Genomic DNA, 25,127 nt, shown 5'->3' with positions numbered 1-25,127 from the left:
GGCAGGCCAGAAGGGACAGCTGCCGCCCATATCATCGGGTACTGGCTCCCAGCGATTCGAAGGTGCGCATCCCGGCATTTTTCAAACACAAGAAAGAAGGAAAAGATTCCTGTTGACAATAGAACATACATGGAACAAAGTGAAAACATAACGAGTAAAGGAGAGCCCGATGACTGACATGATCCGTGATATCGCAGCATTCACCTCCATCGCAATGTTCGTTGCCAGCTTCTCGCTCATCGTCATGGCGCTCTAAAGTTTTCAGGGGACCGCATGGTCATCATGCGGTCCGGATGCGGGACTTCTTCTGGACATCATCGCCCTCTATGCCGACAATGCGTCCGATTCATTCGGGTGATTGGGAAGGCATGTCATGGCGGATACGGCAAAGGGTTCAACGGGTGAGGCGACCGGCGGCACGCCGGGCTTCATCCACCTGAGGGTCCATTCCGCCTATTCGCTCCTCGAGGGCGCACTGCCGCTGAAGAAGATTCTCTACAAGGCGACCGGCGACAGCCAGCCGGCAATTGCGATTACCGACACCAACAATCTGTTCGTTGCCCTCGAATTCTCCCAGAAGGCGATGGAGGACGGCCTGCAGCCGATCATCGGCTGTCAGGTCTCGATCGACATGGAAGACGGGTTGGAAACGGAAAAGCGCGGTGGCCAGCAGGCCCTGGTCAAGCTGCCGGCGATCGTTCTTCTCGCTGCGACGGATGCCGGTTACGAAAGGCTGGTCGATCTCGTCAGCCGCGCCTATCTCGGCGGCGAGAGCAATCAGGCCGTTCATATCAGCGCCTCCTGGCTGGAGGAGGCAGGCACGGAAGGGCTGATCGCATTGACCGGCGCCCTGACCGGGCCGGTCGACGTGGCGATCAAGGAAGGCCATCCCGCTCAGGCGGAAGCCCGGCTGCTCACGCTGAAGCGTCTCTTCGGCGACAGGCTCTATGTCGAGCTGCAGCGGCACGGCACTTACGACAAGCGGCACGAACAGAAGATTGTCGGGCTCGCCTATGCCCACGACCTGCCGCTGGTTGCGACCAACGAGGCTTTCTTTCCGACACGCGACGATTACGACGCCCATGATGCGCTGATGGCGGTCGCGCACAACGCCATCGTCTCCGACGACAGCCGCTTCCGGCTGACGCCGGATCATTATCTGAAGAGCCGGGCCGAAATGGCCAAGCTCTTCGCCGACCTGCCGGAAGCGCTGGAAAATACGATCGAGATCGCGAGGCGCTGCTCCTTCGTGCTGAAGACGCGAAAGCCGATCCTGCCGCGCTTCACCGGTGCCACCGACGATGCCGAGGAGGCCGAGCGCGCCGAGGCGAGCGAGTTGCGCCGCCAGGCGGTCGAAGGGCTGGACATGCGGCTTTCGACGCTGGGCATGTCGCCGGGTTACGAGGAGAAGGATTATCGCGAGCGGCTGGAATTCGAGCTCAGCGTCATCGAGCGCATGCGTTTCCCCGGTTACTTCCTGATCGTTGCCGACTTCATCAAATGGGCCAAGCAGCATGACATTCCGGTCGGTCCCGGCCGCGGGTCGGGCGCCGGTTCGCTGGTCGCCTATGCATTGACGATCACCGACGTCGATCCGCTGCGTTTTTCGCTGCTGTTCGAGCGCTTCCTCAATCCGGAACGCGTCTCGATGCCCGACTTCGACATCGACTTCTGCCAGGATCGCCGCGAAGAGGTGATCCGCTATGTCCAGGCCAAGTATGGCCGCGAGCAGGTGGCGCAGATCATCACCTTCGGTTCATTGCAGGCGCGCGCCGCCCTTCGCGACGTCGGCCGCGTGCTGGAAATGCCCTATGGCCAGGTCGACAAGATCTGCAAACTCGTGCCGAACAATCCCGCCAATCCGACGCCGCTGTCCAAGGCGATCGAGGAAGAGCCGAAGCTGCAGGAGGAGGCGGCGAAAGAACCTGTTGTCGCGCGGCTGCTCGACATCGCCCAGAAGATCGAGGGGCTTTACCGCCATGCCTCGACCCATGCCGCCGGCATCGTCATCGGCGACCGGCCGCTTTCCAAGCTGGTGCCGATGTATCGCGATCCGCGCTCGGACATGCCGGTCACCCAATTCAACATGAAATGGGTGGAGCAGGCTGGCCTCGTCAAGTTCGACTTCCTCGGCCTGAAGACGCTGACGGTGCTGAAGGTTGCGGTCGATTTCGTCGCCAAGCTCGGCGTCAAGGTCGATCTCGCAGCCATTCCTCTCGACGACAAGAAGACCTACGAGATGCTGTCGCGCGGCGAGACGGTCGGCGTGTTCCAGGTGGAAAGTGCAGGCATGCGCAAGGCGCTGATCGGCATGAAGCCGGACTGCATCGAGGACATCATCGCGCTGGTGGCGCTCTACCGTCCCGGCCCGATGGAGAACATCCCGACCTACAATGCCCGCAAGCACGGCGACGAAGAGCTGGAATCGATCCATCCGATGATCGACCACCTGCTCAAGGAAACCCAGGGCGTCATCGTCTACCAGGAACAGGTGATGCAGATCGCCCAGGTGCTGTCCGGCTATTCGCTGGGCGAAGCCGACCTTCTGCGTCGCGCCATGGGCAAGAAGATCAAGGCCGAGATGGACCAGCAGCGCGAACGCTTCGTCGTTGGCGCGGTCAAGAATGGCGTATCGAAGCCGCAGGCCGACAATATCTTCGAACTGCTGGCGAAGTTCGCCAATTACGGCTTCAACAAGTCGCATGCCGCCGCCTATGCCATCGTCTCCTACCAGACGGCCTACATGAAGGCGCATTATCCGGTCGAATTCCTCGCCGCCTCGATGACGCTCGACATGTCCAACACGGAAAAGGTCAATGATTTCCGCCAGGATGCCAAGCGCCTCGGCATCGAGGTGATCGCGCCCTCGGTGCAGACCTCCTTCCGCCATTTCGAGACCGGCAACAACCGCATCTATTACGCGCTCGCCGCCCTCAAGGGCGTCGGCGAATCCGCCGTCGACCATATCGTCGAGGTGCGTGGCGACAAGCCCTTTGCCAGCATCGAGGATTTCTGCCTGCGCATCGATCCGCGTCAGGTCAATCGCCGCGTGCTCGAAAGCCTGATCTATGCCGGCGCCTTCGATTGTTTCGACCTGGACCGCGCCCAGCTAGCAGCCGGCCTCGACCGCATTCTCGGTTATGCCCAGCGCGCCCAGGAGAACAAGCTGAGCGGCCAGTCGGACATTTTCGGCAGTACGTTGACGTCGGGGCCTGAGAAGATCTCCCTGCCGCCGTTCTCGCCCTGGCTCCCCTCCGAGCGGCTGCTCAAGGAATTCCAGGTGCTGGGCTTCTATCTCACAGCCCACCCGCTCGATTCCTACAACAACATCCTGCAGAAGATGCGGGTGCAGACCTTTGCCGAGTTTTCCGCCGCCATCAAACAGGGCGCGGCCAATGCGCGCCTTGCCGGCACCGTCATCTCCAAACAGGAGCGCAAGACTCGCACCGGCAACAAGATGGGCATCATCGTCTTCTCCGATTCTTCGGGCCAGTTCGAAGCGGTGCTGTTTTCGGAAATGCTGAACCAGTATCGCGACGTGTTGGAGTCAGGCAAATCCTTCGTGCTGACGGCGACGGGCGAGGAGCGGCCGGAGGGCATCGGCCTGCGCATCCAGACGATCCAGTCGCTGGAGGAAAAGTCGCTGCAGATGCAAAAGGCGCTGCGCGTCTATGTCCGCGATTCCGGACCGCTGAGAATGGTTGCCGGCCATTTGAACGCCAAGGGCGACGGCCTCGTTTCCTTCATCGTCATCAAGGAGGAGGGCAAACGCGAGGTGGAAGTGGCGCTGCCGGAGAAATACCGCATCACGCCGGAGATCGCCGCCGCCCTTCGCGCCGCCCCCGGCGTCGTCGACGTCGAGCTTGTCTGATCAGCCTAAAGCGCGCCGCGACAATCCGGATTCATGTGACGCGCTTTAAGTCTTTGATTTGTGCATGTTTTTATCACGAAACCGCTGCGCACTTTTGGGCGACACGCATCAGAGCATGATGCCGAAAAGTGTGAGCGGTTTTCGGGCGACATCATGCTCTAACTATTTAGTGTTGAACAGGATTCAGATTTTAGGCCGACCCGGCTTAAAATCATCCTGTTCTAGCGTGATGGCCATCACCCGCGGGTTATTGTGATGAAATCCGTGCCTTCGCCGGTCTCCCGGCCGAGGCCGGTATCGGAGATTGTCAGCGTCGAGCCGGGCGCGATGAGGGCGTCGATCTTGCGGCGGGTCTCATCGGGGATGGTAATCCGGCTGAGCGAACGGGCGATCGGCTTGCCTGTGATGATCGAGCTTTCCTGATTGGTAATGCCGAGCCGCTTCATCGTCTCGCGAGACAGATTGTTCTCGAGCGTGATGCCGAGCCAGTCGGCCGTGCCGGCCCTTTCATCGACTGCATGCAGCGTGAAGAAATGTGTGCCGAGCGCCAATCCCGGATCGGTGATCGTCACCGGCGCTTCGAAGATCGGCTTGAAGGCCTGCCGCACCATGATGACGCCGTTCGGCGGCTCGCCCTTGCCAGCCGCGGCATAGACTTCTCTGAGGAGCGTGTCGGAGACCAGGCTCTTGTCGGCGGCAAATTCCGCCGGCCGCAGCGTCTTGAAAGCCTTGATCGCCTGCACGGTCGACGGACCGAGCAGGCCGTCCGGATTGCCGGCGGAAAAACCGAGCTGGTTGAGCAGGGTCTGGATGTCGATCACCGTCTCGCGGAGCGTTCGGCGCGTAATCAGCATGCTGATCGGCTCGGACGGCGGCTCGGGTTCGGGCGCCGCAATCGGCTGCGCTGCCGGCATCGGCATCGCAGCGGTATCGTTCATCGCCACCTGCACCGGCTTCTCGGGGCTGTCGGGCATGGAGGGCCGCAGTTCGACGTCCGAAAGCAGCGGCATCGCCGCCGGTGCATCCGGATGGAAAAGGGTCGGATGATCGATTGGCTGCGGCACCAGTTCACCGTCGCTGATAATGACGGGGACACCGGGATCGGTCATCCCATAGAGCATTTTTGCGAAGGCGCCAGGCATGCGCACGCAGCCATGCGAGGCTGGATAACGCGGCACGGAATTGGATTCGTGCAGCGCGATGCCGGACCAGGTCAGCCTTTGCATAAACGGCATCGGGGCCGCCGAATAGAGATTGGATTCGTGGTATTTCTGCTTTTCCAGCACCGAGAAGATGCCGCTCGGCGTCGTGTGGCCGTCCTTGCCGGTCGAGACCTTCGAGGTCGCGACGACCTCGGTGCCGTCATAGACCGCAAGCGACTGCTTGTCCTTCGAGACGAAGATCTGCAGCGTGCGCGCAGCATCCGCGGCAAGAGCAGGGTGCACGAGTGCGGTGGCCGACAGCAAGCCGAGGCCGAAGACGAGACGCGAGAACATGATACCCAACCATACGCAATACTTGCCCGGCACATTATGGGACGAAGTTTAAGGAAGATTTTATAGGCCGCCTGGCTGGCAGGCCTCACGCGTTAGAGCGCCGCGCGTCTTTTCTGACGCGCTAAGGACGCTCTATCACTTTGAATCTGCGCATAACCCCGAAAATCGATGCAGATTTTCGGGGTTATGCGCTAGTGATCGCGCTTGCTGTTGCCGAACGTATAGCCGGTCTCGACCGTCCGCTTGCCGAATTTGTCGCGCAGCTTGTCCATCGCCGCTTCGGCCGCCGCTCGCCGGCCCGATTGCTGGTCGATCAGATCGGGCGGATCGGCGCGGGCGGCATCGCCGAGATCGGTGACGCCGATGCCGATCAGGCGGAACTTCGTACCGTCAGTCTCTTTTTCGAGAAGCTCGAGCCCGGTGCGGAAGATCTTGTCGGCAAGCTGGGTCGGGTCTTCGAGCTTGCGGTTGCGGGTGCGCGATTTGAAATCGGCGCTCTTCATCTTCAGAACCACGGTCTGGCCGGCAATGCCGTTTTTCTTCAGCCGCCAGGAGACCTTTTCGGAGAGGTTGCGCAGGATCGGCACCAGATCGTCATAACGTGAGATATCGTCGAAGAAAGTCGTCTCGGACGAAACGCTCTTGGCCGCATCGTTGAGATGCACTTCGCGGTCGTCTATGCCGCGCGACAGCCGGGCGAGCCGCTGACCGATGCTGCCGTAGCGGCGCATCAGGTCGTTCTCCTCCATCTGTTGTAGTTGGCTGATGGTGCGGATGCCGTCCGCCTCCAGCGTCGCCGCAAAGGCCTTGCCGACGCCCCAGATCGTGGTGACGGGACGCGGTGCCAGGAACTCTACCGCTTCCTCGCGGCCGATGACCGAAAAGCCGCGCGGCTTCTGCAGGTCGGAGGCGACCTTGGCGAGGAATTTGCAGTAGGAAAGCCCGACCGAAACGGTGATGCCGATCTCCCTTTCGATGCGACGAGCGAATTTGGCCAGCGTACGCGCCGGCGGATCGTGATGCAGCCTCTCGGTACCGCCGAGCTCCAGGAAGGCCTCGTCGATCGATAGCGGCTGCACCAGCGGCGTCAGATCCTGCATCATGGCGCGCACCTGGCGCCCGACACGGACATATTTCTCCATGTCGGGGCGGATGACGATCGCCTCAGGGCATGCCTCCAGCGCCTTGAACATCGGCATGGCCGAACGCACGCCGTGGATACGGGCGATATAGCAGGCAGTGGAAACCACGCCACGTTTGCCGCCGCCGATGATGACAGGCTTGTCGGCAAGCTCCGGATTGTCGCGTTTCTCCACTGCTGCGTAGAAGGCGTCGCAATCGATATGTGCAAGCGTCAATGCGTAGAGTTCGCGATGGCGCACGAGACGGGGGCTGCCACAGGAAACGCAGCGGCGCGCCTCGCCCTTCTGCTCGGCAAGGCAGTCGCGACAGAAGCCGGGTGTCTTGTCAGGCGCGGGCGTCATGATGAGAACAAAGATTGAACGCCGGGACATTACGCCTTAAGCTTCCGAGTCTCAAGAGAGGGCGGGAGCTTTGCCTTTGGATAACGATCTTCGTTTCGAGCCGGTAACGCCAGAACGCTGGGACGATTTCGAAATCGTCTTCGGGCCGCAGGGTGCCTTCTATAATTGCTGGTGCGTGGCGCTGCGCCTGCCGCATGCGATAAGGACTGAGATGGCGGCCGACGAACGCAAGGCGCATATGCGGGGACGGATCAAGGCGGGTCCGCCGCCTGGCATCCTCTGTTATGCCGAGGGCGCGCCGGTCGCCTGGGTGCAGGTCGGGCCGCGCCACGACGTGCCGCGCAGTTCAATTCGCCGCGCACCGTCTCGCGGCCGCTGGAAGAGGGCGATGCGCAGGATCCATCTATCTGGGCCGTCAGTTGCTTCTTCCTGCTGCCCAAACTGCGCGGCAAGGGAATGAGCCACCGCCTGCTCGCCTGCGCGATCGACCATGCGCGGCGCCAGGGAGCACGGCTGCTCGAAGCCTGTCCGATCGATCATGTGAAGCAGTCGAAATCAGTGACGCTCTGCATCGGCTCGACGGCGATCTTCGATGCGGCCGGTTTCGAGACAGTAGCGCGGCGCAAGGACGGTCGTCCGCTCATGCGGCTGGAACTGCGCGCGTGAACGTGCCGGAAACAAAATGCGCCTCGATGAGCTCGGCCGCGTGCGTCCAGTCGGTGGCGCGGGTGATGTCGTCGGCCGCCGCTGGCGCGAAACGATGGACGGGCGAGTTCGGCATCAGATGAATCAGCAGGCAATCGGCGACGTGTTCCCTAACGGAATGCAGATTGCGCGCCATATCATCAATGAAGACGACGGGAAGGGAGCGGCTGGCATGCAATGCGTGAACGATCGGCCCTTTAGGTTGTTCGGTGGCAAGCAGCGGAAACAGCAGGCCCATCCTGTCGAGCAGCCGACGGCGCTGGTCCTGGAAGCGCGGCTGCATGGCTGTCAGGAAAAGGATGTCGGCCTCTTCCGAAAGTCGGTCGAGCGTTTCGACCACGCGGTCGAGCGGCGTCTGCCACAGCTCTTGGGCCTCGAAGAATTCCTCGATCAGCCGGCTGACCTCATGATCTTCGATCTCCACGCCGTCGGCTTGCGAGACGATGTTGCCATGAAGCCGGAACGATCGCGGCAGAAACGTGTGGCCCCGGCTCTGAAGGAAAAGCTGGAAGGGACCGATGAACTGCAACACGACGTCGTCGACGTCACAGACGATCAACGGCCGCTCGCCGAGGTGGATGTGCGAGATATCGAATTCTTCGGAGGCCACGATCAGTATTCTCCGGAATCGAGGCCCGGCGAAGAGAAATGCTGCCAGGCGCCGGTCACCGTCTCCGGGCTTATGCCGCTCGCCGCGCAGAAGGCCATGGCTGTCGGTTCGTGGTTCATCAGAAAATCCATCAGGCCGGCGAGGAATCCGGGATCGTTGACGGCGTTGCGCACCTGGCCGGGCGCCACACCCGTCAGGGCGAGAAAGCGGCCGAACATTTCGGGATCATCGGCAAGCCAGCCGAGCACGGCGATCGCCGTCTCGTGCGGGTCGGCAGCCTGTTGTTTCGAAGTCTTGAAGTTGCTTTGCATTTCGCTGGGTAAGTTACCTTTTCTTCAACCAAATACCGGTAGCGTGCGCTATCGGTTTCACGGAGCTATTTGTCCGCATGTGCCTTTGTCATGGGACGAACCGCTGCGCGAACGGACGTAGGGACAGCTTGTCATGCCCAAACAGGTGATGATTGTAGAAGATAACGAGCTCAACATGAAGCTCTTTCGCGACCTCATCGAGGCGTCCGGCTATACGACGATCCAGACCAGAAACGGCATGGAGGCGCTCGATCTGGCGCGCAAGCATCGTCCCGACCTCATCCTGATGGATATTCAGCTTCCCGAGGTCTCCGGCCTCGAAGTTACGAAGTGGCTGAAGGAAGACGACGAGCTGCACGTGATTCCCGTCATCGCCGTTACGGCTTTTGCGATGAAGGGGGACGAGGAGCGGATCCGCCAAGGCGGCTGCGAGGCCTATGTTTCAAAGCCGATCTCGGTTCCGAAATTCATCGAGACGATCAAGACCTATCTGGGCGATGCCTGACGCATCGGAAAGACGCTTATGACTGCGCGAATACTGGTGGTTGACGATATTCCGGCCAACGTGAAGCTGCTCGAAGCGCGGCTGCTTGCGGAGTATTTCGACGTGATGACCGCAGCGGACGGCTACACGGCACTGGCGATCTGCGAGCGCAATCAAGTCGATCTCATTCTGCTCGACATCATGATGCCCGGCATAGACGGTTTCGAGGTCTGCGAGCGGCTGAAGGCCAGCCAGAAGACCGCCCATATTCCAGTCGTCATGGTCACCGCGCTCGACCAGCCGACCGATCGCGTACGCGGCCTGAAGGCCGGCGCTGACGATTTTCTCACCAAGCCGGTCAACGATCTGCAGCTGATCTCCCGGGTGAAGAGCCTGCTGCGGCTGAAGACGTTGAGCGATGAGCTGCGCATCCGCGCCGACACCGCCCATACGATGGGCATCGACGACCTCACGCGGGCAGGCGAGGGCCGCGCCGACGAGACCGCTCAGGTCCTGCTCGTCGACGGCCGCGCCAATTCGCAGGAGCGCATCATCAAGGCGCTGAAGCCCGTCGCCGACGTGCTTGCCCTCTCCGATCCGCAGGCCGCCCTCTTCGAGGCGGCCGAAAGCGCCTTCGATCTCGTCATCGTCAATGCCAACTTCGACGATTACGATCCGCTTCGCCTCTGCTCGCAGCTGCGTTCGCTGGAGCGCACGCGCTTTCTGCCGGTCCTGATCATCACTGAGCAAGGCGCTGACGACATGGTCGTGCGCGCGCTCGATCTCGGCGTCAACGACTACATCATCCGCCCGGTCGATCCCAACGAACTGGTCGCCCGTAGCCTGACGCAGATCCGCCGCAAGCGCTACAACGACCGGCTGCGCGCCAGCGTCAAGCAGACGATCGAGCTTGCCGTGACCGATCCGCTGACCGGCCTTTATAACCGGCGCTATCTCGACAATCACCTGAACGTGCTTTTCAACCGTTCTATGGCGCGGGGCCGGCCGCTTTCGGTGCTGATCACCGATATCGACCGCTTCAAGCATGTGAACGACACCTACGGCCATGACGGCGGCGATGAGGTGCTGCGGGAATTCGCAAATCGCGTCCGTTCGACCATCCGCGGTGCCGATCTCGCCTGCCGCTACGGTGGAGAGGAATTCGTTGTTGTGATGCCCGACACCTCGCCGGAAATTGCCGCCGGCGTCGCCGAGCGCCTGCGTGCGGCGATCGAAAACGCTCCCTTCATGCTGAAACACGCCGGAGAAGCGCTGAATGTCACTGCTTCGTTCGGCATCGCCTCGCGCATTACGTCGGTGCTGACACCGGACCAGCTGATGAAACAGGCGGATCTGGCCCTTTACGAGGCCAAAAATACCGGCCGCAACCGTGTGGTCGCCGCAGCCGCCTGACGAATCACTTGCCGCCATATGCGCCAGTTGCGGGTTTTCCACTGCGGTAAGCGAATTGTTACCGATTTTTAATCTTCGCCTGTGCACTGCGGGGCGAAAAAATTGCAGCTCAATAGCTCAAAAATGGACTCGCCGCGTTGCCGCGGATGTGGCGCCGCGCGATAGTCTTGAGAGCGTCAGGCCGTAGCTCAAAATGAAATGAAGACTATAAAAAATGCCTGCCGCCGACAGGGTCAAATAGATTGCGGCGGCGTCACCTCACGTAAGGGGAGGGGTGGCGTAAGTTATTAAGTTATATTGTCGAATTTCTTGGAAAGAGCAGGTGCTACGCTTCGATCCAAAGCAGAGACGACAAATCTTTGTATGTCCCAAATCTGGACTTTTAACCATAGAATCAAGATGAGAAAATTCATCATTAAGAATTTGTTGATTTTCTTTCATTTTTGCGCAAATTATCGGCTCATAAGAGAAGCGCTCCCGTTGAGGAGTTGTCGATACCCCATGATGCTCAGGTCCGCCGCATCTCCTGGGTCGTGGGGTCGGTCGGCTAGTAGGCAAGTTATAGCGGTTCCTCGTGCCGTTTTGCATGCTGGCCGACCCCCTTTCAAGAAAACGCCGCCACTTCCCGACGATGGAAGGGCGGCGTTTTGTCTGTTTGCGCTATCATCTTGAAAACCACAAAGCCGGACAATAAAAAACGCGCAACCCGAAAGCGCGCGCTTTTGTGAAATCCGTCAGGCCAAGTGATTACTTGATCTTGGTTTCCTTGAACTCGACATGCTTCTTTGCAACCGGGTCGTACTTCGTCTTCGTCATCTTGTCCGTCATCGTGCGGCTGTTCTTCGTGGTGACGTAGAAGAAACCGGTGTCGGCTGTCGACAGCAGCTTGATCTTGATTGTTGTAGCCTTGGCCATGGTCGTCCTGCCTTTAAGAAAATGAAAGCCGTGGAAGCCGGATGGGCTCCACGGCAAATCCTGGCGCGAAACTACGAATCCCGCCCGAAAAGTCAAGCCCGTTTTCGAATGAACATCAGTCTGATGCCCGAAAGTAGGGCGTAAAGACCGAAGAAAGCGGCAATCGCCCAGGCAAACCCGTTATTTCCAGCGACATCGATCGCCGCGCCGATCGCCTGCGGACCGGCCACGGTCCCCATCGCATAACAGAAGACAAAGGCAGCATTGGCTGCCGCAAGATCGGAGCCGGTCAGCCGCGAGCCGAGATGGCTGAGGCCGACCGTATAGAGGCCTGAGACGCAGCCGCCCCAGAAAAGCAGGAGCCCGGCCATCAGAAGCCAGTTGTCGAGCAGTAGCGGCAACATCATCGAGCCGATGAAGCCCATCAGCGCCATGCCGGCCAGAAGCGGCCGCTTGTCGGCGATGCGGTCGGAAAGCAGGCCGAGCGGGATCTGAAAGATGACGTTGCCGACGCCCATCATGGTGAGCAGCAGCGCGGCCTGCGATTCGGTGAAATGGGCGCGCACGGCAAAGATCGGGAAAAGCGACAGCCCGCCGGCCTCCACCGCGCCGAAGATGAAGACCGCCGCCGTCGCCGTCGGCACCAGGAAAACGTAGCGCATGAAATGCAGCTCCGGTTTTTCCTCGAGCACCGGGCTCTCGTCGCGGGCGATGAAGATCGGGATGGCCGCAAGCAGGATGGCGGCGGCGCCGATCAGGAATGGGAAGATGCCGTCGCTGCCGAGGACCGAAAAGAGCAGAGGTCCGGCCGCAAAGCCAAGGGAAAGCACCGTCGCATAGATGCCGAGCACGAAACCGCGCTTGGAAGGCGGCGAAGCGGCGTTGATCCAGAATTCGGAGAGGATGAACAGCGTCGTCGTCGCGCCATGGAAGGCGAAGCGCAGCGGAAACCACATCCAGAAATCCTGGGCGTAATAGAAACCGAGCGCGCTCAGCGCCGAAATCAGCACGGCCCAGAGCATTGTCGGCGCAACGCCGTATTTATGGGCGAGTTTGGTGGTGATCGGTGCGGCGGCCATCGCCGCGACCCCGGCCATCGCCGTGTTGAGCCCGATCAGGGTGGACGAGATGCCGCGTTTTTCGAGGATGATGCTGAGAAGCGGGAGACCGAGGCCGATTGCTATGCCAACGGCAGATATGGACGAGATGGCTGCCACCAGAGAAGGCCAATGGATTTCTTCGACATCGCCCGGTGTGCCGGTTCTCGGCTGAGACATTTATCCATCCTTAGAAAGCTGCGCGAACGAAACGGCCGATTCCCGTCAGATAGATAGACACAGACGTGCCAAATCCAGGTGACGGATGCCGCTTCGCAGTATTTCCGATGTGAGTGACCATCTGCGGAATGTAAAGCCCGTTGGGGCAAGAAATGCTTACCATGTCAGGTCTTGAGGATCTTCGGCTCTCGCATTCGGGTGGTGGTCGGTGGAGGGCTGGCACTACACGTTAAATATGTCTGGAAGGTGAAGGCGCTAATTCGGCCGGCCGGGGATGTCATAATCGTCCGGACCGTCACTCTCGCCACCGAAGCCGTGCATGCGCAGCGCCCATTGCAGACCGATGACCCCGCCCTTGATCGGCTGGATCGAGGCAAGCGCGGTGATGACGGTGATCGGCGCCCAGATGGCGATATGCACCCAGACCGGCAGCACGAAAGTCATGTCGGTCAGCATATAGCCGCCGACCACGACGTGGCCGAGGACGAGGATGACGATATAAGGCGGCAGGTCGTCCGCGCGTTGGTGATGCATCGCCTCGCCGCAGGCCGCGCAATGATCGATCGGTTTCAGGAAGGCACGAAAGAGCTTGCCGTTGCCGCAGGCCGGGCACCGGTTCATCAGCCCGCGCATGATGGAGCGCCCAAGCGGACGCTCGACCTCGGGCGCATCCCCGTAGCGGGCAACCGGATCGGTCGGTGTGCTCATCGCATGTTCCTCTTTCAGACCGAAAGCGTCGGATTCGTCTTGTGAACCACGTCCAACGCCGGCGATCTTCGTTGTTGCAGCGTTTTGCCGAAAACCAGCGTCCGCTTTCGGCGCGATGCTTAGTGGCGTCCGCGTGGCGGCCTTGTTCCAGGTTTCTTGCGGACCTGGCCTCTGTCGCGGCGGCCCGCCTTGTGGAAGGAGCGCACCGCTGCAGGCATCTCGCGGCCCTCGCTGATCATCTCGAAACGCAGCGCGCCGGCAAGCGGGATCGCTTCGGCAAGCTTCACGGCAACGCTATCGCCCAGGCGATAACCGAGCCCTGTTCGTTCACCCGAGAGTGCCTGATGCGCCTCGTCATAGATGAAATAATCGGTGCCGAGCGTCGATATAGGGACGAAACCATCGGCGCCATAGTCTGGCAGGGCGACAAAAAGCCCCGATTTCGTCACGCCCGAGACCCGTCCGGCAAACTCCTCGCCGACGCGGCCGCTGAGGTGATGCGCGATCAGCCGGTCTACGGTCTCGCGCTCGGCTGCCATCGCCCGACGCTCGAAGGTCGAGATTTCGGCGGCGATATCGTCGAGCGCCGCCTCTTCGTCGGGTGTGATGCCGCCTTCGCCGAAACCGAGCGAGCCGACAAGCGCGCGGTGCACGATGAGATCGGCATAGCGGCGTATCGGCGAGGTGAAGTGGGCGTATTTCATCAAATTGAGGCCGAAATGGCCGATATTCTCAGGGCCGTAGATCGCCTGGCTCTGCGAACGCAGCACCATCTCGTTGACCATGGTCTGGTGCGGCGTGCCGTCCGCCTTCGCCAGGATGCCGTTGAAGTTGTTGGCGCGCATGTTGCCGCCCTTGGCAAGCGAGATGCCGAGCGTGGCCAGGAACTCACGCAGGATCTCCTGCTTGGCAAGCGTCGGGCCGTCATGAATGCGATAGATCAGCGGCTGCCGCTTCTTTTCCAGCGTCTCGGCGGCGCAGACGTTTGCCTGGATCATCATCTCTTCGATCAGCTTGTGCGCGTCGAGCCGTGGCGGCACGACGACCCGGTCGACCGTGCCGTCGGGCTTCAGCAGGATCTTGCGCTCCGGCATGTCGAGTTCGAGCGGCTGGCGCCGGTCGCGTCCGCGCTTCATCACCTCATAGGCGTGCCAGAGCGGCTTCAGGATTGGCTCGAGCATCGGTCCGGTCTGATCGTCCGGTTTGCCGTCGATCGCTGCCTGGGCCTGCTGGTAGGACAGCTTGGCCGCGCTCTTCATCATGATGCGATGGAAAGTGTGGCCGATCTTGCGGCCTTCGCCGGAAAAGCTCATGCGCACGGCGAGCGCCGGACGGTCGACGCCTTCCTTCAGCGAGCAGAGATCGTTGGAGATGCGCTCCGGCAGCATCGGCACGACGCGATCCGGGAAATAGACCGAGTTGCCGCGCTTCAGCGCCTCGCGGTCGAGCGGTGAATTGGGGCGGACATACCAGGAGACGTCGGCAATCGCGACAGTGACGATGACGCCGCCGGGATTGTCGGGCGAGGGGTCGAGCTCGGCATAGACGGCGTCGTCATGGTCCTTGGCATCGGCCGGGTCGATGGTGATCAGCGGCACGTCGCGCCAATCCTCGCGATGCGACATGCTGGCCGGTTTTGCGGCGTCCGCCTCAGCGATGACGGCCGGCGGGAAGACATGCGGGATGCCGTGCGCATGAATCGCGATCATCGAGATCGCCTTTTCCGAACCGACGGAACCGACGACGGAGAGAACCTTGGCGCGCGGAAGGCCGAAACGGCCGAGACGGGCGATTTCGACTTCGACCAGATCGCCGTCCGTGGCGCCGCCGGTGAAGTCGGGATCGATCACCATCTCCTCGCCGCGCCGTTCGATCGGCAGCAGACGGCCGCCGCCGCCCGGTGCCGTGCGGAAAACGCCCATCGAGGCGCCGCGGCGCCTGTCGATCACCTTGATGATCCGCGCCGTATAGGCTGGCCCGCCGCGATCGACGGCCGGGAAGATCTTCGCCAGGATGCGGTCGCCGAGCCCGGCGACGGGCGCCTTGCCCTTGCCCTGGCGGCCTGCGGGCGATTGCTGGCGGATGCTGACGGCGGGTGCTACGCCTTGGTCTTCCGGCCATTCCGCCGGCCGGCCGATCAGATCGCCATCCTTGTCGCGCGTGGTGATATCGAGAACCGTGACGGGCGGCAGCGCACCGGGACGGATCAGCGACTTGCGGTTCTTCTGCAGCATGCCTTCCTGCTCGAGCTCCTGCAGCATGTGCTTGAGTTCGACACGGTTGTCGCCCTTCAGGCCGAAAGCCTTGGCGAGTTCGCGTTTGGACGCTTTCTGCGGGTGATCGGCGATGAAGCGCAGGATCACCTCGCGCGAAGGCAGCGCGCCATGGACGATGTTCAGCGGCTCGACGGCGGGGGCATCCTTGCCGGCGCGGCCGATCTTGCCCGGACGCTTGCCCGCAGGGTTCGTTCTATCGCGCGGTATCCTGCTCACGTCAGCTCTTTTTCGATTTCGCGGGCGCTTTCGCCTTCGTTGCCTTCGGCTTGGCGGCCGTCTTGGTGGCCTTGGCGTCGGCGGCTGCCGCCTTCGGCTTGGCTTTCGCCTTGGCCGCCTTGCCCACAGGTGCCTTGCCGGCCTTTTCGGCGATCAGCGCGAGCGCCTCCTCGACGGTGATCGCCTGCGGATCCTTGCCCTTCGGCAGTGTGGCGTTGACCTTGCCCCAGTTGACATAGGGGCCGTACTTGCCGTCGCGCACGGTGATGGCGCCGCCATCTGGATGATCACCGAGTGTCTTCAGCGCCGCCGGCGTGCCGCGCGCGCCCCGGCCCGGGGCCTGTTTTGCCTTTTCGGCGATAACAGTCACGGCGCGGTTGAGGCCGACGGAGAACACGTCCTCGACGGTTTCCAGATTGGCATAGGAACCGTCATGCAGGAGGAACGGCCCATAGCGGCCGATGCCGGACGAGATCATCTTGCCGGATTCTGGATGTTTGCCGATATCGCGCGGCAGCGAGATCAGCGCCATCGCCTTTTCATAGTCGATGTCCTCGGGCTTCCAACCCTTCGGCAGCGAAGCGCGTTTGGCTTCCTTGCCGTCGCCGCGCTGGATATAGGGGCCGAAGCGGCCGGAACGCAGCGTCAGCTCCTCGCCGGTGGTCGGATCGGTGCCGAGGTTCTTCGGCTCGTTAAGTGCTGCGCCGTCTGCGTCTCCGCCGTTTTCAGAAGAGAGCTGGCGGGTGTAGTTGCATTCCGGATAGTTCGAACAGCCGACGAAGGCGCCGTATTTGCCAAGCTTCAGCGACAGGTTACCGGTACCGCAGACTTGGCAGATTCTGGGATCGCTGCCGTCTTCCCGTTTCGGGAAGACGAGTGGTGCCAGCGCCTCGTTCAGTGAATCGAGCACATTGGTGACGCGCAGTTCTTTGGTGTCCTCGATCTGGGCGAAGAAATCCTTCCAGAAATCGCGCAGCACCTGCTTCCAGTTCAGCTCGCCGGCCGAAATCCGGTCGAGCTTTTCCTCGAGGTCGGCGGTGAAGTCGTATTCGACATATTTGGTGAAGAAGCTTTCGAGGAAAGCCGTCACCAGCCGGCCCTTGGCCTGCGGGATCAGCTTGCGTTTGTCGATCGTCACATAGTCGCGGTCGCGCAGCGTCGCGAGGGTCGCAGCATAGGTGGAGGGGCGGCCGATGCCGAGCTCTTCCATCTTCTTGATGAGCGAGGCTTCCGAATAACGCGGCGGCGGCTCGGTGAAATGCTGGGTCGAATTGATCTTCTGCTTGGCGAGCGTTTCGCGCGCAATGATCTCCGGCAGGCGGCCATCCTCGTCGCCATCGTCGCTCTGCTCGCCATCCTCCTTCTGGTCGGTATAGGCGGCGATGAAGCCGTCGAAGCGGATCACGGAGCCGACGGCGCGAAGCCCGGCCTTCTCACCCTTGTTGTCGGCGGTGATTTCAGCCGTCGTGCGCTCGATCTCGGCAGACGCCATCTGGCTGGCGATGCCGCGCTTCCAGATCAGCTCGTAGAGCCGGATCTGGTCGGCATCGAGGAATTTGCGCACACGGTCGGGCGAGCGGTAGAAATCGGTCGGGCGGATCGCCTCGTGCGCCTCCTGGGCGTTTTTCGCCTTGGTCGAGTAGAAGCGCGGCTTTTCCGGCATGTAGCGTTCGCCGAACTGGTCGACGATGGCGCTGCGCGCCGCATCAATCGCCTCGGGTGCCATCTGAACGCCGTCGGTTCGCATATAGGTGATGAGACCGACCGTCTCGCCGCCGATATCGACTCCCTCATAGAGCCTCTGGGCAATCTGCATGGTGCGTGAGGCGGAGAAGCCGAGATTGGAGGAGGCGGCCTGCTGCAGCGTCGAGGTCGTAAACGGCGGTCCGGGGTTGCGCTTGACCGGCTTCGCCTCGACCGTATCGACGACATAGCTCGCACCTTCGAGCAATGCCTTCAGCCGGCCGGCATCTTCGCCGTTGCCGATCGCGCGTGGCTGCAGACGTTTGCCGTTCGCCGAAACCAGCCTTGCCTCGAACTCGTCGCCGCGCGGCGTCTTCAGAAGCGCCGAGATGTTCCAGTACTCCTCGGAAATGAAGCGCTCGATCTCGGATTCGCGGTCGCAGACCAGGCGAAGCGCCACAGACTGAACGCGGCCGGCCGACCGCGCACCGGGCAGCTTGCGCCAGAGCACTGGCGAAAGATTGAAGCCGACGAGATAATCGAGCGCGCGGCGCGCGAGATAGGCGTCGACCAGCGGCACGTCGATGTCGCGCGGATCGGCCATCGCGTCGAGCACCGCCTTCTTGGTGATCGCATTGAAGACGACGCGCTTGACCGGCTTGCCGTTCAGCACGCGCTTCTTGTTCAGCATGTCGAGAACGTGCCAGGAAATCGCTTCGCCTTCGCGATCCGGGTCGGTTGCGAGAAACAGGCCATCGGCGGATTTCACCGCGTCGGCAATGTCCTTCATCCGCTTGGCGGAGGCGCTGTCGACCTCCCAAAGCATTTCGAAATCCTGATCGGGGAGGACTGAGCCATCCTTGGCAGGCAGATCGCGCACATGACCGAAGGAGGCGAGCACTTTGTATCCCGGACCCAGATACTTATTGATCGTCTTGGCCTTGGCAGGCGATTCCACCACTACAACATTCATGATGATTCTCTAAAAAGGAAGCGACGCCAGCGTTGAAACCAGCGCAACACATACCGCAACTTGGATATCGGCCCTCCGACATGGACAGGGAAATCGCCGCGGTCAAGGGGTTTGCTACAATTTTACCTCTTGCATCTGTTGCAGCCGAGGGGAGATTATCGGGAAAATACAATTTTAGATAGGTTATCAAAGGTTTTTCGATACAGGGTTCGGCAATTCGCGTAGCCGCCGCCTGATGTCGCGCAAGGTTCAATCGGAAAGCGAGACGAGGCCGCCCTGCTGCCGGTGCAGCCTGCCGGCAATATCAAGCTCCAGAAGGATCAGATAGACCGCGGATGCCGACAGGCCCGTATGGCGGATGACGTCGTCGATCTCGACCGGCGTCGGCCCGAGCACATCGATGATGCGGTTTCGATCGGAATCGCCGGGTGGCACCGATATCGACTTGCCGTCACGCGCAGGCTCTTCCGCCATCGATGACGGGAACAGGTCGAATTGCGCAAGCGACGCCAGGGCCTCAATGACATCGGCGGGTGCGGTGACGATCGAAGCACCGTCCTTCAGCAGGCCGTTGGTGCCATGGCAACGCGGATCGAGCGGTGAGCCGGGCACGGCAAACACCAGACGGCCGAACTCGCCGGCAAGCCGTGCCGTGATCAGCGAGCCCGAACGCGATGCCGCTTCGATGACGACGAGGCCGAGCCCGATGCCGGCGATGAGCCGGTTGCGGCGCGGAAAGTCGCGGGCGCGGGGCTCCCAGCCGAAGGGCATCTCGCTCACCGCCAGGCCGTTGCCGTCGGTTATCTCTTCGAGTAGGCCGACATTCTCCGGCGGGTAGGGCTGGTCGAGGCCACCGGCGAGCGCCGCGATCGTGCCTGTGTCGAGGCTCGCCCGGTGGGCTGATGTATCGATGCCGCGCGCCAGGCCGGAGACCACGGTATATCCAGCCCGGCCGCAGTCGCGTGCCACCATCGCCGCGAATTTCGCACCGGCGATCGAGGCGTTGCGCGAGCCGACGATGCCGACGGCCGGTCGCTTGGCGGCGGCAAGCGCGCCCTTGACGGCCAGAAGCGGCGGCGCGCCGTCGATCTGCTTCAGAGCTTGCGGGTAGTCCGGCTCGCCGATGCCGACGAAGCGGGCGCCGAAGCGACGCGCCGCCTCGAGTTCCCGATGTGCCTCGGCCTCGCTGGCGATGCGGATTGCCCGCGTGGCGCCGCCACGCGCCGATAGCTCCGGCAGTGCGGCAAGTGCTGCCTCGGCCGAACCGAAATGATTGATGAGGTCGCGAAAGGTGGCAGGGCCGATATTGTCGGAACGGATGAGGCGCAACCAGGCAATTCTTTGCCGTTCGGTCAGAACAACGCCTTTTGGTCCGGCGCTCAGCGCATCCATTATCCCTTTGCCCCGATCTTGCTTTCCGTCCCGCTCATCAGGCGCGAAATATTCGCCTTGTGCTTCCAGTAGGAGATGAGGGTCATGATCGCCATCACTGCCGCAACCTTTTCGTTGCCCAGTATCCACAGTGCAACCGGAATGACAAGCATGGCAACCAACGCTGACAGTGAGGAGTAGCGGGTGGTGAAAGCGACCGCTAGCCAGACGGCGGCGAAGAGCACGACCATGATCGGCGCGACGCCGAGCAGGGTACCGATATAGGTGGCGACACCCTTGCCGCCCTTGAAGCCGATCCAGACCGGGAAGAGATGGCCGATGAAGGCGAAGAAGCCGGCGATGATCGCTGCCTCCTCACCGAGGAAATAGCCGACGATCCAGGCTGCGGCCGATGCCTTCAGCGCGTCGAGCAGCAGCGTCGCCGCGGCGAGCGTCCGGTTTCCTGTTCTGAGCACATTGGTTGCGCCGATATTGCCGGAGCCGATGCTGCGCACGTCGCCGAGGCCGGCGGCACGCGTGAGGATCAGGCCGAAGGGTATCGACCCGAAGAGATAGCCGATAACGGCGGCGGCAAGCGCGATCGGCAGCGTGATCTGCCATGACATGAGATTGGATAACATATGCCCCCTCAGCCCCTCCGTGGCCTATCCTCGAGTCAACCTTCTCCCGCTGGGGGATGGACGGCGATGGTGTCGATCCTAGAGCATGATGCCGAAAACTGTGAGCGGTATTCGGACGACATCATGCTCTAACTATTTAATTTAGAACAGGATTCAGATTTTAGGCCGACCAGGCCCAAAATCATCCAATTCTAGAGCAATTCCAGCAAAACTGCGCAGCGGTTTTGCGTGCCGAATTGCGTAAAAACAAAAAGATAGAGCATTTCCGTCACTCAGAGAAATCAGGAATTGCTCTAGAGTGCGTGGACAAGCTTTCCCGAGACGTACGTCGCGACCGCCCGCCCGCTGAAACGCGCATCCTCGAACGGCGTATTCTTCGAGCGGGAGAGAAGCATGTCTTTGGCGACAAGCCAAGGCTCATCGAGATCGATCAGCGCGATATCGGCCGCAGCGCCCGGCTTCAACGTGCCGGCCGCCAGGCCGAAGATTTGCGCGGGGCGGGTGGACATGGCGTCGATCAGGCGCATCAGGCTCACCTGGCCGCCATGGTGAAGCCTGAGGGCTGCCGCCAACATGGTTTCGAGGCCGATCGCGCCGTCCTCCGCCTCGCCAAAGGGCAGGCGCTTCGTATCGACATCCTGCGGGTCGTGCGAGGAGACGATGATATCGATCGCGCCGCTCGCAAGGGCGTCGGCCATGGCCACCCGGTCATCTTCCGGGCGCAGCGGCGGATAGAGCTTGAAGAAGGTGCGGTATTCGCCGATGTCGTTTTCGTTGAGCGCCAGATTGTTGATCGAGATGCCGCAGGTCACCTTGGCGCCACGACTGCGGGCGCGTTCGATCGCCTCGACCGATTCTGGCACCGAGATCATTGCGGCGTGATAACGGCCGCGCGTCAGCTGCGCGATCCTGAGATCGCGTTCGAGCGGGATGAGCTCGGCTTCCCTTGGAATGCCGGAGAGCCCGAGCCAACTGGCGAAAAGCCCCTCATGCATGACGCCGTTGGCGCCGAGATATTTGTCGCGCGTTTCGCAGGAGATGACGGCGCCGAATTCGCGCGCATAGGTCATGATCCGGCGCAGCACCTGCGTGTCGTGGACGCTGGAATGGGCATCGGTAAAGGCGACGGCGCCTGCCTGCATCAAGAGGCCGATCTCCGTCATCTCCTCGCCAGCAAGGCCCTTGGTAATGGCGGCCGCCGGATAGACGTTGACGGCGGCCGTATCCCGCGCCGTCTTCTTGACGAATTCGACGAGCGCAATGTCGTCGATAACAGGATCGGTGTCCGGCATCATGATGATCGAGGTGACGCCGCCGGCCGCCGCCGCCCGGCTCGCCGAGGCGATCGTTTCGCGGTGCTCGCCGCCGGGTTCGCCGACATGGACGCGCGCGTCGACGAGCCCGGGCGTGGCGACAAGGCCCGTGCAGTCGCGGATGACGGCGCCTTCCGGTGCACCCTGGTTCTGCGCCTTGCCGCCGGCGGCAATGATCACGCCGTTTTCGGCAATGATCGTCCCGACTTCGTCGAGATTGCGCGACGGATCGATGATGCGGACGTTCTTGAGGACGATCGGGTTGCTCATGCCATCATTCCATCGCTTCGGGGACCCTGGTTCTGCGAGACGAGCAGCGTCTCCATGACTGCCATGCGCACCGCGACCCCCATCTCCACCTGTTCGGCGATCACGCTCTGCGGCCCGTCCGCCACTTCCGAAGCGATTTCGACGCCGCGGTTCATCGGGCCGGGATGCATGACCAGCGCGTCGTCCTTCGCCGCTTTCAGCGTTTCGGCGTCGAGCCCGTAGAAGTGATAGTATTCGCGCACCGAAGGCACGAAGGCACCGGACATGCGCTCGCGCTGCAGCCGCAGCATCATCACGACGTCGGCGTCCTTCAGCCCTTCCTGCATCGAATGAAAGACCTCGACGCCCATCTCGGCGATGCCGGCGGGCAGGAGGGTCGCAGGCGCGACGACACGCACGCGGGCGCCCATCGCGTTGAGCAGAAGGATATTGGAGCGCGCCACCCGCGAATGCAGCACGTCGCCGCAGATCGCCACGATGATGCGCGACAGCTTGCCCTTGGCGCGGCGGATCGTCAGCGCGTCGAGCAGCGCCTGGGTCGGATGTTCATGCTGCCCATCACCGGCATTGACGACCGAGCAGGAGACCTTCTGGGCGAGAAGGGCGGCCGCACCGGCGCTTGAATGGCGGATCACCAGCACATCGGGGCGCATCGCATTCAACGTCATCGCCGTGTCGATCAGCGTTTCGCCTTTCTTCACCGAGGAATTGCCGACCGACATGTTCATGACGTCGGCGCCGAGCCGTTTGCCGGCAAGCTCGAAGGAGGCCTGCGTGCGGGTCGATGCCTCGAAGAAGAGGTTGATCTGCGTCAGCCCGCGCAGCGTCGACGTTTTCTTTTCTCTCTGGCGGCTGATCTTGACGGCCTCGTCCGCCTTGTCGAGAAGATAGGTGATATCCTGCTCGGTGAGGCCCTTGATGCCGATGAGGTGGCGGTGGGGGAAAAAGACCATGACCCTGCCTCTTGCTGTCTCTGGCGGGTCTATAAAGAGTGCTGCCCGCCGGGGCAAGCATGTGCTGTGGGCAAAGGCTTATGTCCCCATGCATTTTCGCCCGAATTCCGATAGAGCAGAATGAACCGAATCATAACTTCCGGTTTCCCTTTGCCGGGTTCTTACACTAGAAGCGAATTATGACCTCCGCCAACCGGACTGACGACAAACTCGCAGAACTGAACCAGCCGAGCCTGTGGTCCGGCATCAACGCCTATCGGTCCGATCCGCTGATCGTCGACCTGACGGCGGCCCTGCCACGCGGCATCCGCGAAGACCTGGAAAACATGGGCCGCTACGTCACCTCGCCGGAGGCGCAGGAGATGGCGCGCATGGCGAACCAGGGCGCGCCGCAGCTGCGCACCCACGGTCCGCGCGGTGAGCGCGTCGACGTCGTCGAGTTTCACCCCGCCTGGCATGCGCTGATGCGCCGCTCCATGTCGGTCGGCCTGCATTCCTCCGTCTGGGATCCCCAGGCCGATACCGATGCCAAGGACGAGGCCCATAAGGTTCGCGCCGCGCGGTTTTATCTGACGTCGCAGCTGGAATCCGGCCATCTCTGCCCGCTGACGATGACGAGCGCCTCCGTTGCGGCACTCTCGGCCTCGCCCGCGGTCCAGAAGGACTGGGCGCCCAAAATTCTCTCGCGCAAATATGATTCGTCGAACAAGCCCGCCATGCAGAAATCCGCCGTGACCATCGGCATGGGCATGACGGAAAAGCAGGGCGGCACGGATGTGCGCGCCAACAGGAGTGCTGCCGAAAAGGTCAGCGAGGGCATCTACCGGCTGTCCGGGCACAAATGGTTCATGTCGGCGCCGATGAGCGATGCCTTCATCATGCTGGCGCAGACGAAGGAGGGCATGGGCTGCTTTCTCGTGCCGCGTCTTCTGGAGGATGGTTCCGCCAATGGGCTGCAGTTCCAGCGGCTGAAGGACAAGGTCGGCAACCGCTCCAACGCCTCTTCCGAGGTCGAGTTTACTGACACGTTCGGTTTCCTGCTCGGTGGTCCGGATGCCGGCATCCGCACGATCCTCGATATGGTGACGCTCACCCGGCTCGACTGCGCGCTGGCCTCGTCAGGCATCATGCGCGCCTCGCTCGCCGAAGCCGTGCACCACACCCGCGGCCGCAGCGTCTTCGGCAAGATGCTCGTCAACCAGCCGATCATGACGAGGGTGCTCGCCGACATGGCGCTCGACGTCGCCGCCGCGACGGCACTGTCCTTCCGTCTAGCCGACGCCTTCGACAAGGCGCGCGGCAATGCCGAGGAAGCGGCCTATGCCCGTGTCATGACGCCGGTCGCCAAATATTGGTGCTGCAAGATCGCGCCTGCGCTGATCTACGAGGCGATGGAGTGTATTGGCGGCAACGGCTACATCGAAGAACGCCCGATCGCCCGCCATTACCGCGAGGCTCCCGTCAACGCCATCTGGGAAGGCTCCGGCAACGTCATGGCGCTCGACGTGCTGCGCGTGCTCAACCGCGGCAAGGATCTGTTCGAAACGGTCTTCGCCGGCCTAGCCCGCGATCTCGGCCCTGCCGGCAAGAAGACGATCGACGTGCTGCGCGCCGCAATCGCGCTCTGTGAACAGGATGAGGGCGCCGCCCGCCTGCTCGTCGAGCAGCTGGCGCTCGCCGCCGGTGCCGCCGAACTCTATCGGCTGGGCGCTGGGCGCATTGCCGATGCCTTCATCGAGACGCGTCTTGCCGGCGGCTGGCGCTCCACCTACGGCATGCTCGATTCCCGCTTCGACGCCAGCTACATCGTCGACCTGCTCTATCCGCCGGCGGCCTGATCGCAAGTGCGCTGAGGCGGTCCCGAGGCCGCGACGCTCGACCATCGGGCCCTGTCGACGACGATCACAGATCGTCTCCGGCCGGTCGCGACGTATCGCGCCGAGGTCGCGTTCCCAATCTATCCCTGCGAGATCTGCGATCGCATTTTCCGGCGGTGCCTCTCAACGAGACTTCGCAAGGCCCGGTCGGCGGTGGCCTTTTTTGTCGCCAATCCCCGTGGCGGTCATTGCCGCGTCGAGCAAGGCATCATCGATATCGATATTCGTCCGCATGATCGCGCCCCAAGTGCAATCATCATAAGAGATACACATCCACGTC

The 25,127-nt window shown here is 61.9% G+C and carries 18 protein-coding genes and 1 pseudogene; 5 read left to right on the top strand and 14 right to left on the bottom strand.

What is annotated here, in order from left to right:
* The first annotated feature begins 373 nt into the window (after positions 1-373).
* Positions 374-3,871, top strand: a complete 3,498-nt coding sequence (gene dnaE, locus BS629_RS13975; protein WP_018241609.1) for a DNA polymerase III subunit alpha — start codon at positions 374-376, stop codon at positions 3,869-3,871.
* A gap of 236 nt (positions 3,872-4,107) precedes the next feature.
* On the opposite strand, the gene BS629_RS13970 is transcribed toward dnaE, so the two are convergent.
* A complete protein-coding gene (locus BS629_RS13970) occupies positions 4,108-5,367 on the bottom strand; it encodes a L,D-transpeptidase family protein (RefSeq protein WP_018241610.1) in 1,260 nt (419 codons plus the stop codon).
* Between the two features lie 191 nt (positions 5,368-5,558).
* Positions 5,559-6,851, bottom strand: a complete 1,293-nt coding sequence (locus BS629_RS13965; RefSeq protein ID WP_026188361.1) for a DNA polymerase IV — start codon at positions 6,849-6,851, stop codon at positions 5,559-5,561.
* A 76-nt stretch (positions 6,852-6,927) separates the two neighbouring features.
* On the opposite strand from BS629_RS13965, the pseudogene BS629_RS13960 reads away from it, so the two are divergent.
* A pseudogene (locus tag BS629_RS13960) lies at positions 6,928-7,517 on the top strand (N-acetyltransferase family protein).
* On the opposite strand, the gene BS629_RS13955 reads toward BS629_RS13960, so the two are convergent.
* Together BS629_RS13955 and BS629_RS13950 are read right to left on the bottom strand one after the other, a co-directional pair.
* Complete coding sequence (locus tag BS629_RS13955) at positions 7,492-8,166, bottom strand: hypothetical protein (protein ID WP_018241612.1); 675 nt, start codon at positions 8,164-8,166, stop codon at positions 7,492-7,494. The pseudogene BS629_RS13960 and the gene BS629_RS13955 sit on opposite strands and share 26 nt — an antisense overlap.
* A 2-nt stretch (positions 8,167-8,168) precedes the next feature.
* Positions 8,169-8,477, bottom strand: a complete 309-nt coding sequence (locus BS629_RS13950) for a DUF3572 domain-containing protein (protein ID WP_018241613.1) — start codon at positions 8,475-8,477, stop codon at positions 8,169-8,171.
* A gap of 133 nt (positions 8,478-8,610) precedes the next feature.
* On the opposite strand from BS629_RS13950, the gene BS629_RS13945 reads away from it, so the two are divergent.
* The gene (locus BS629_RS13945) at positions 8,611-8,982 is read left to right on the top strand and encodes a response regulator (RefSeq protein WP_003547430.1); all 372 of its coding nucleotides are present in this window, start codon (positions 8,611-8,613) and stop codon (positions 8,980-8,982) included.
* Positions 8,983-9,000: 18 nt separating this feature from the next.
* Positions 9,001-10,374, top strand: a complete 1,374-nt coding sequence (locus BS629_RS13940; RefSeq protein ID WP_018241614.1) for a PleD family two-component system response regulator — start codon at positions 9,001-9,003, stop codon at positions 10,372-10,374.
* A 747-nt stretch (positions 10,375-11,121) separates the two neighbouring features.
* Here BS629_RS13940 and rpmG read toward each other — a convergent pair.
* From rpmG to BS629_RS13895, 9 genes are all read right to left on the bottom strand, one after another.
* Complete coding sequence (gene rpmG, locus BS629_RS13935; RefSeq protein ID WP_003547442.1) at positions 11,122-11,289, bottom strand: 50S ribosomal protein L33; 168 nt, start codon at positions 11,287-11,289, stop codon at positions 11,122-11,124.
* Positions 11,290-11,381: 92 nt separating this feature from the next.
* The gene (locus BS629_RS13930; protein WP_018241615.1) at positions 11,382-12,566 is read right to left on the bottom strand and encodes an MFS transporter; all 1,185 of its coding nucleotides are present in this window, start codon (positions 12,564-12,566) and stop codon (positions 11,382-11,384) included.
* A gap of 255 nt (positions 12,567-12,821) precedes the next feature.
* Complete coding sequence (locus BS629_RS13925; RefSeq protein ID WP_018241616.1) at positions 12,822-13,274, bottom strand: DUF983 domain-containing protein; 453 nt, start codon at positions 13,272-13,274, stop codon at positions 12,822-12,824.
* Between the two features lie 119 nt (positions 13,275-13,393).
* Positions 13,394-15,766, bottom strand: a complete 2,373-nt coding sequence (gene rnr / locus BS629_RS13920; protein WP_018241617.1) for a ribonuclease R — start codon at positions 15,764-15,766, stop codon at positions 13,394-13,396.
* Between the two features lies 1 nt (position 15,767).
* On the bottom strand, positions 15,768-18,422 hold the full coding sequence (topA, locus tag BS629_RS13915) for a type I DNA topoisomerase (RefSeq protein ID WP_018241618.1): 2,655 nt from the start codon (positions 18,420-18,422) through the stop codon (positions 15,768-15,770).
* Between the two features lie 249 nt (positions 18,423-18,671).
* Entirely contained in the window at positions 18,672-19,814 is a 1,143-nt protein-coding gene (dprA, locus tag BS629_RS13910; protein WP_018241619.1) for a DNA-processing protein DprA, read from the bottom strand.
* On the bottom strand, positions 19,814-20,434 hold the full coding sequence (gene plsY / locus BS629_RS13905; protein ID WP_018241620.1) for a glycerol-3-phosphate 1-O-acyltransferase PlsY: 621 nt from the start codon (positions 20,432-20,434) through the stop codon (positions 19,814-19,816). The genes dprA and plsY overlap by 1 nt, the downstream gene beginning before the upstream one ends.
* A 293-nt stretch (positions 20,435-20,727) precedes the next feature.
* A complete protein-coding gene (locus BS629_RS13900) occupies positions 20,728-22,017 on the bottom strand; it encodes a dihydroorotase (RefSeq protein ID WP_018241621.1) in 1,290 nt (429 codons plus the stop codon).
* Positions 22,014-22,970 carry an aspartate carbamoyltransferase catalytic subunit gene (locus tag BS629_RS13895; RefSeq protein WP_018241622.1) on the bottom strand — a complete coding sequence of 319 codons (957 nt, stop codon included), beginning with the start codon at positions 22,968-22,970 and terminating at the stop codon, positions 22,014-22,016. Before BS629_RS13895 ends, BS629_RS13900 begins: the two co-directional genes overlap by 4 nt.
* A 179-nt stretch (positions 22,971-23,149) precedes the next feature.
* Between BS629_RS13895 and BS629_RS13890 the strand changes: the two genes are divergently transcribed.
* Positions 23,150-24,808 (top strand): acyl-CoA dehydrogenase family protein, encoded by a 1,659-nt coding sequence (locus BS629_RS13890; RefSeq protein ID WP_018241623.1) that lies wholly within the window; start codon positions 23,150-23,152, stop codon positions 24,806-24,808.
* 162 nt (positions 24,809-24,970) lie between these two features.
* Here BS629_RS13890 and BS629_RS40225 read toward each other — a convergent pair whose 3' ends face one another.
* The gene (locus tag BS629_RS40225) at positions 24,971-25,081 is read right to left on the bottom strand and encodes a type II toxin-antitoxin system VapB family antitoxin (protein WP_018447561.1); all 111 of its coding nucleotides are present in this window, start codon (positions 25,079-25,081) and stop codon (positions 24,971-24,973) included.
* Positions 25,082-25,127: the final 46 nt, after the last annotated feature.

This window comes from Rhizobium leguminosarum bv. viciae USDA 2370 (genome assembly GCF_002008365.1).
GTDB lineage: Bacteria > Pseudomonadota > Alphaproteobacteria > Rhizobiales > Rhizobiaceae > Rhizobium > Rhizobium leguminosarum.
The sequence above is the reverse complement of the archived record's forward strand: the minus strand, read 5'-3'. Positions and strand labels throughout refer to the sequence as shown.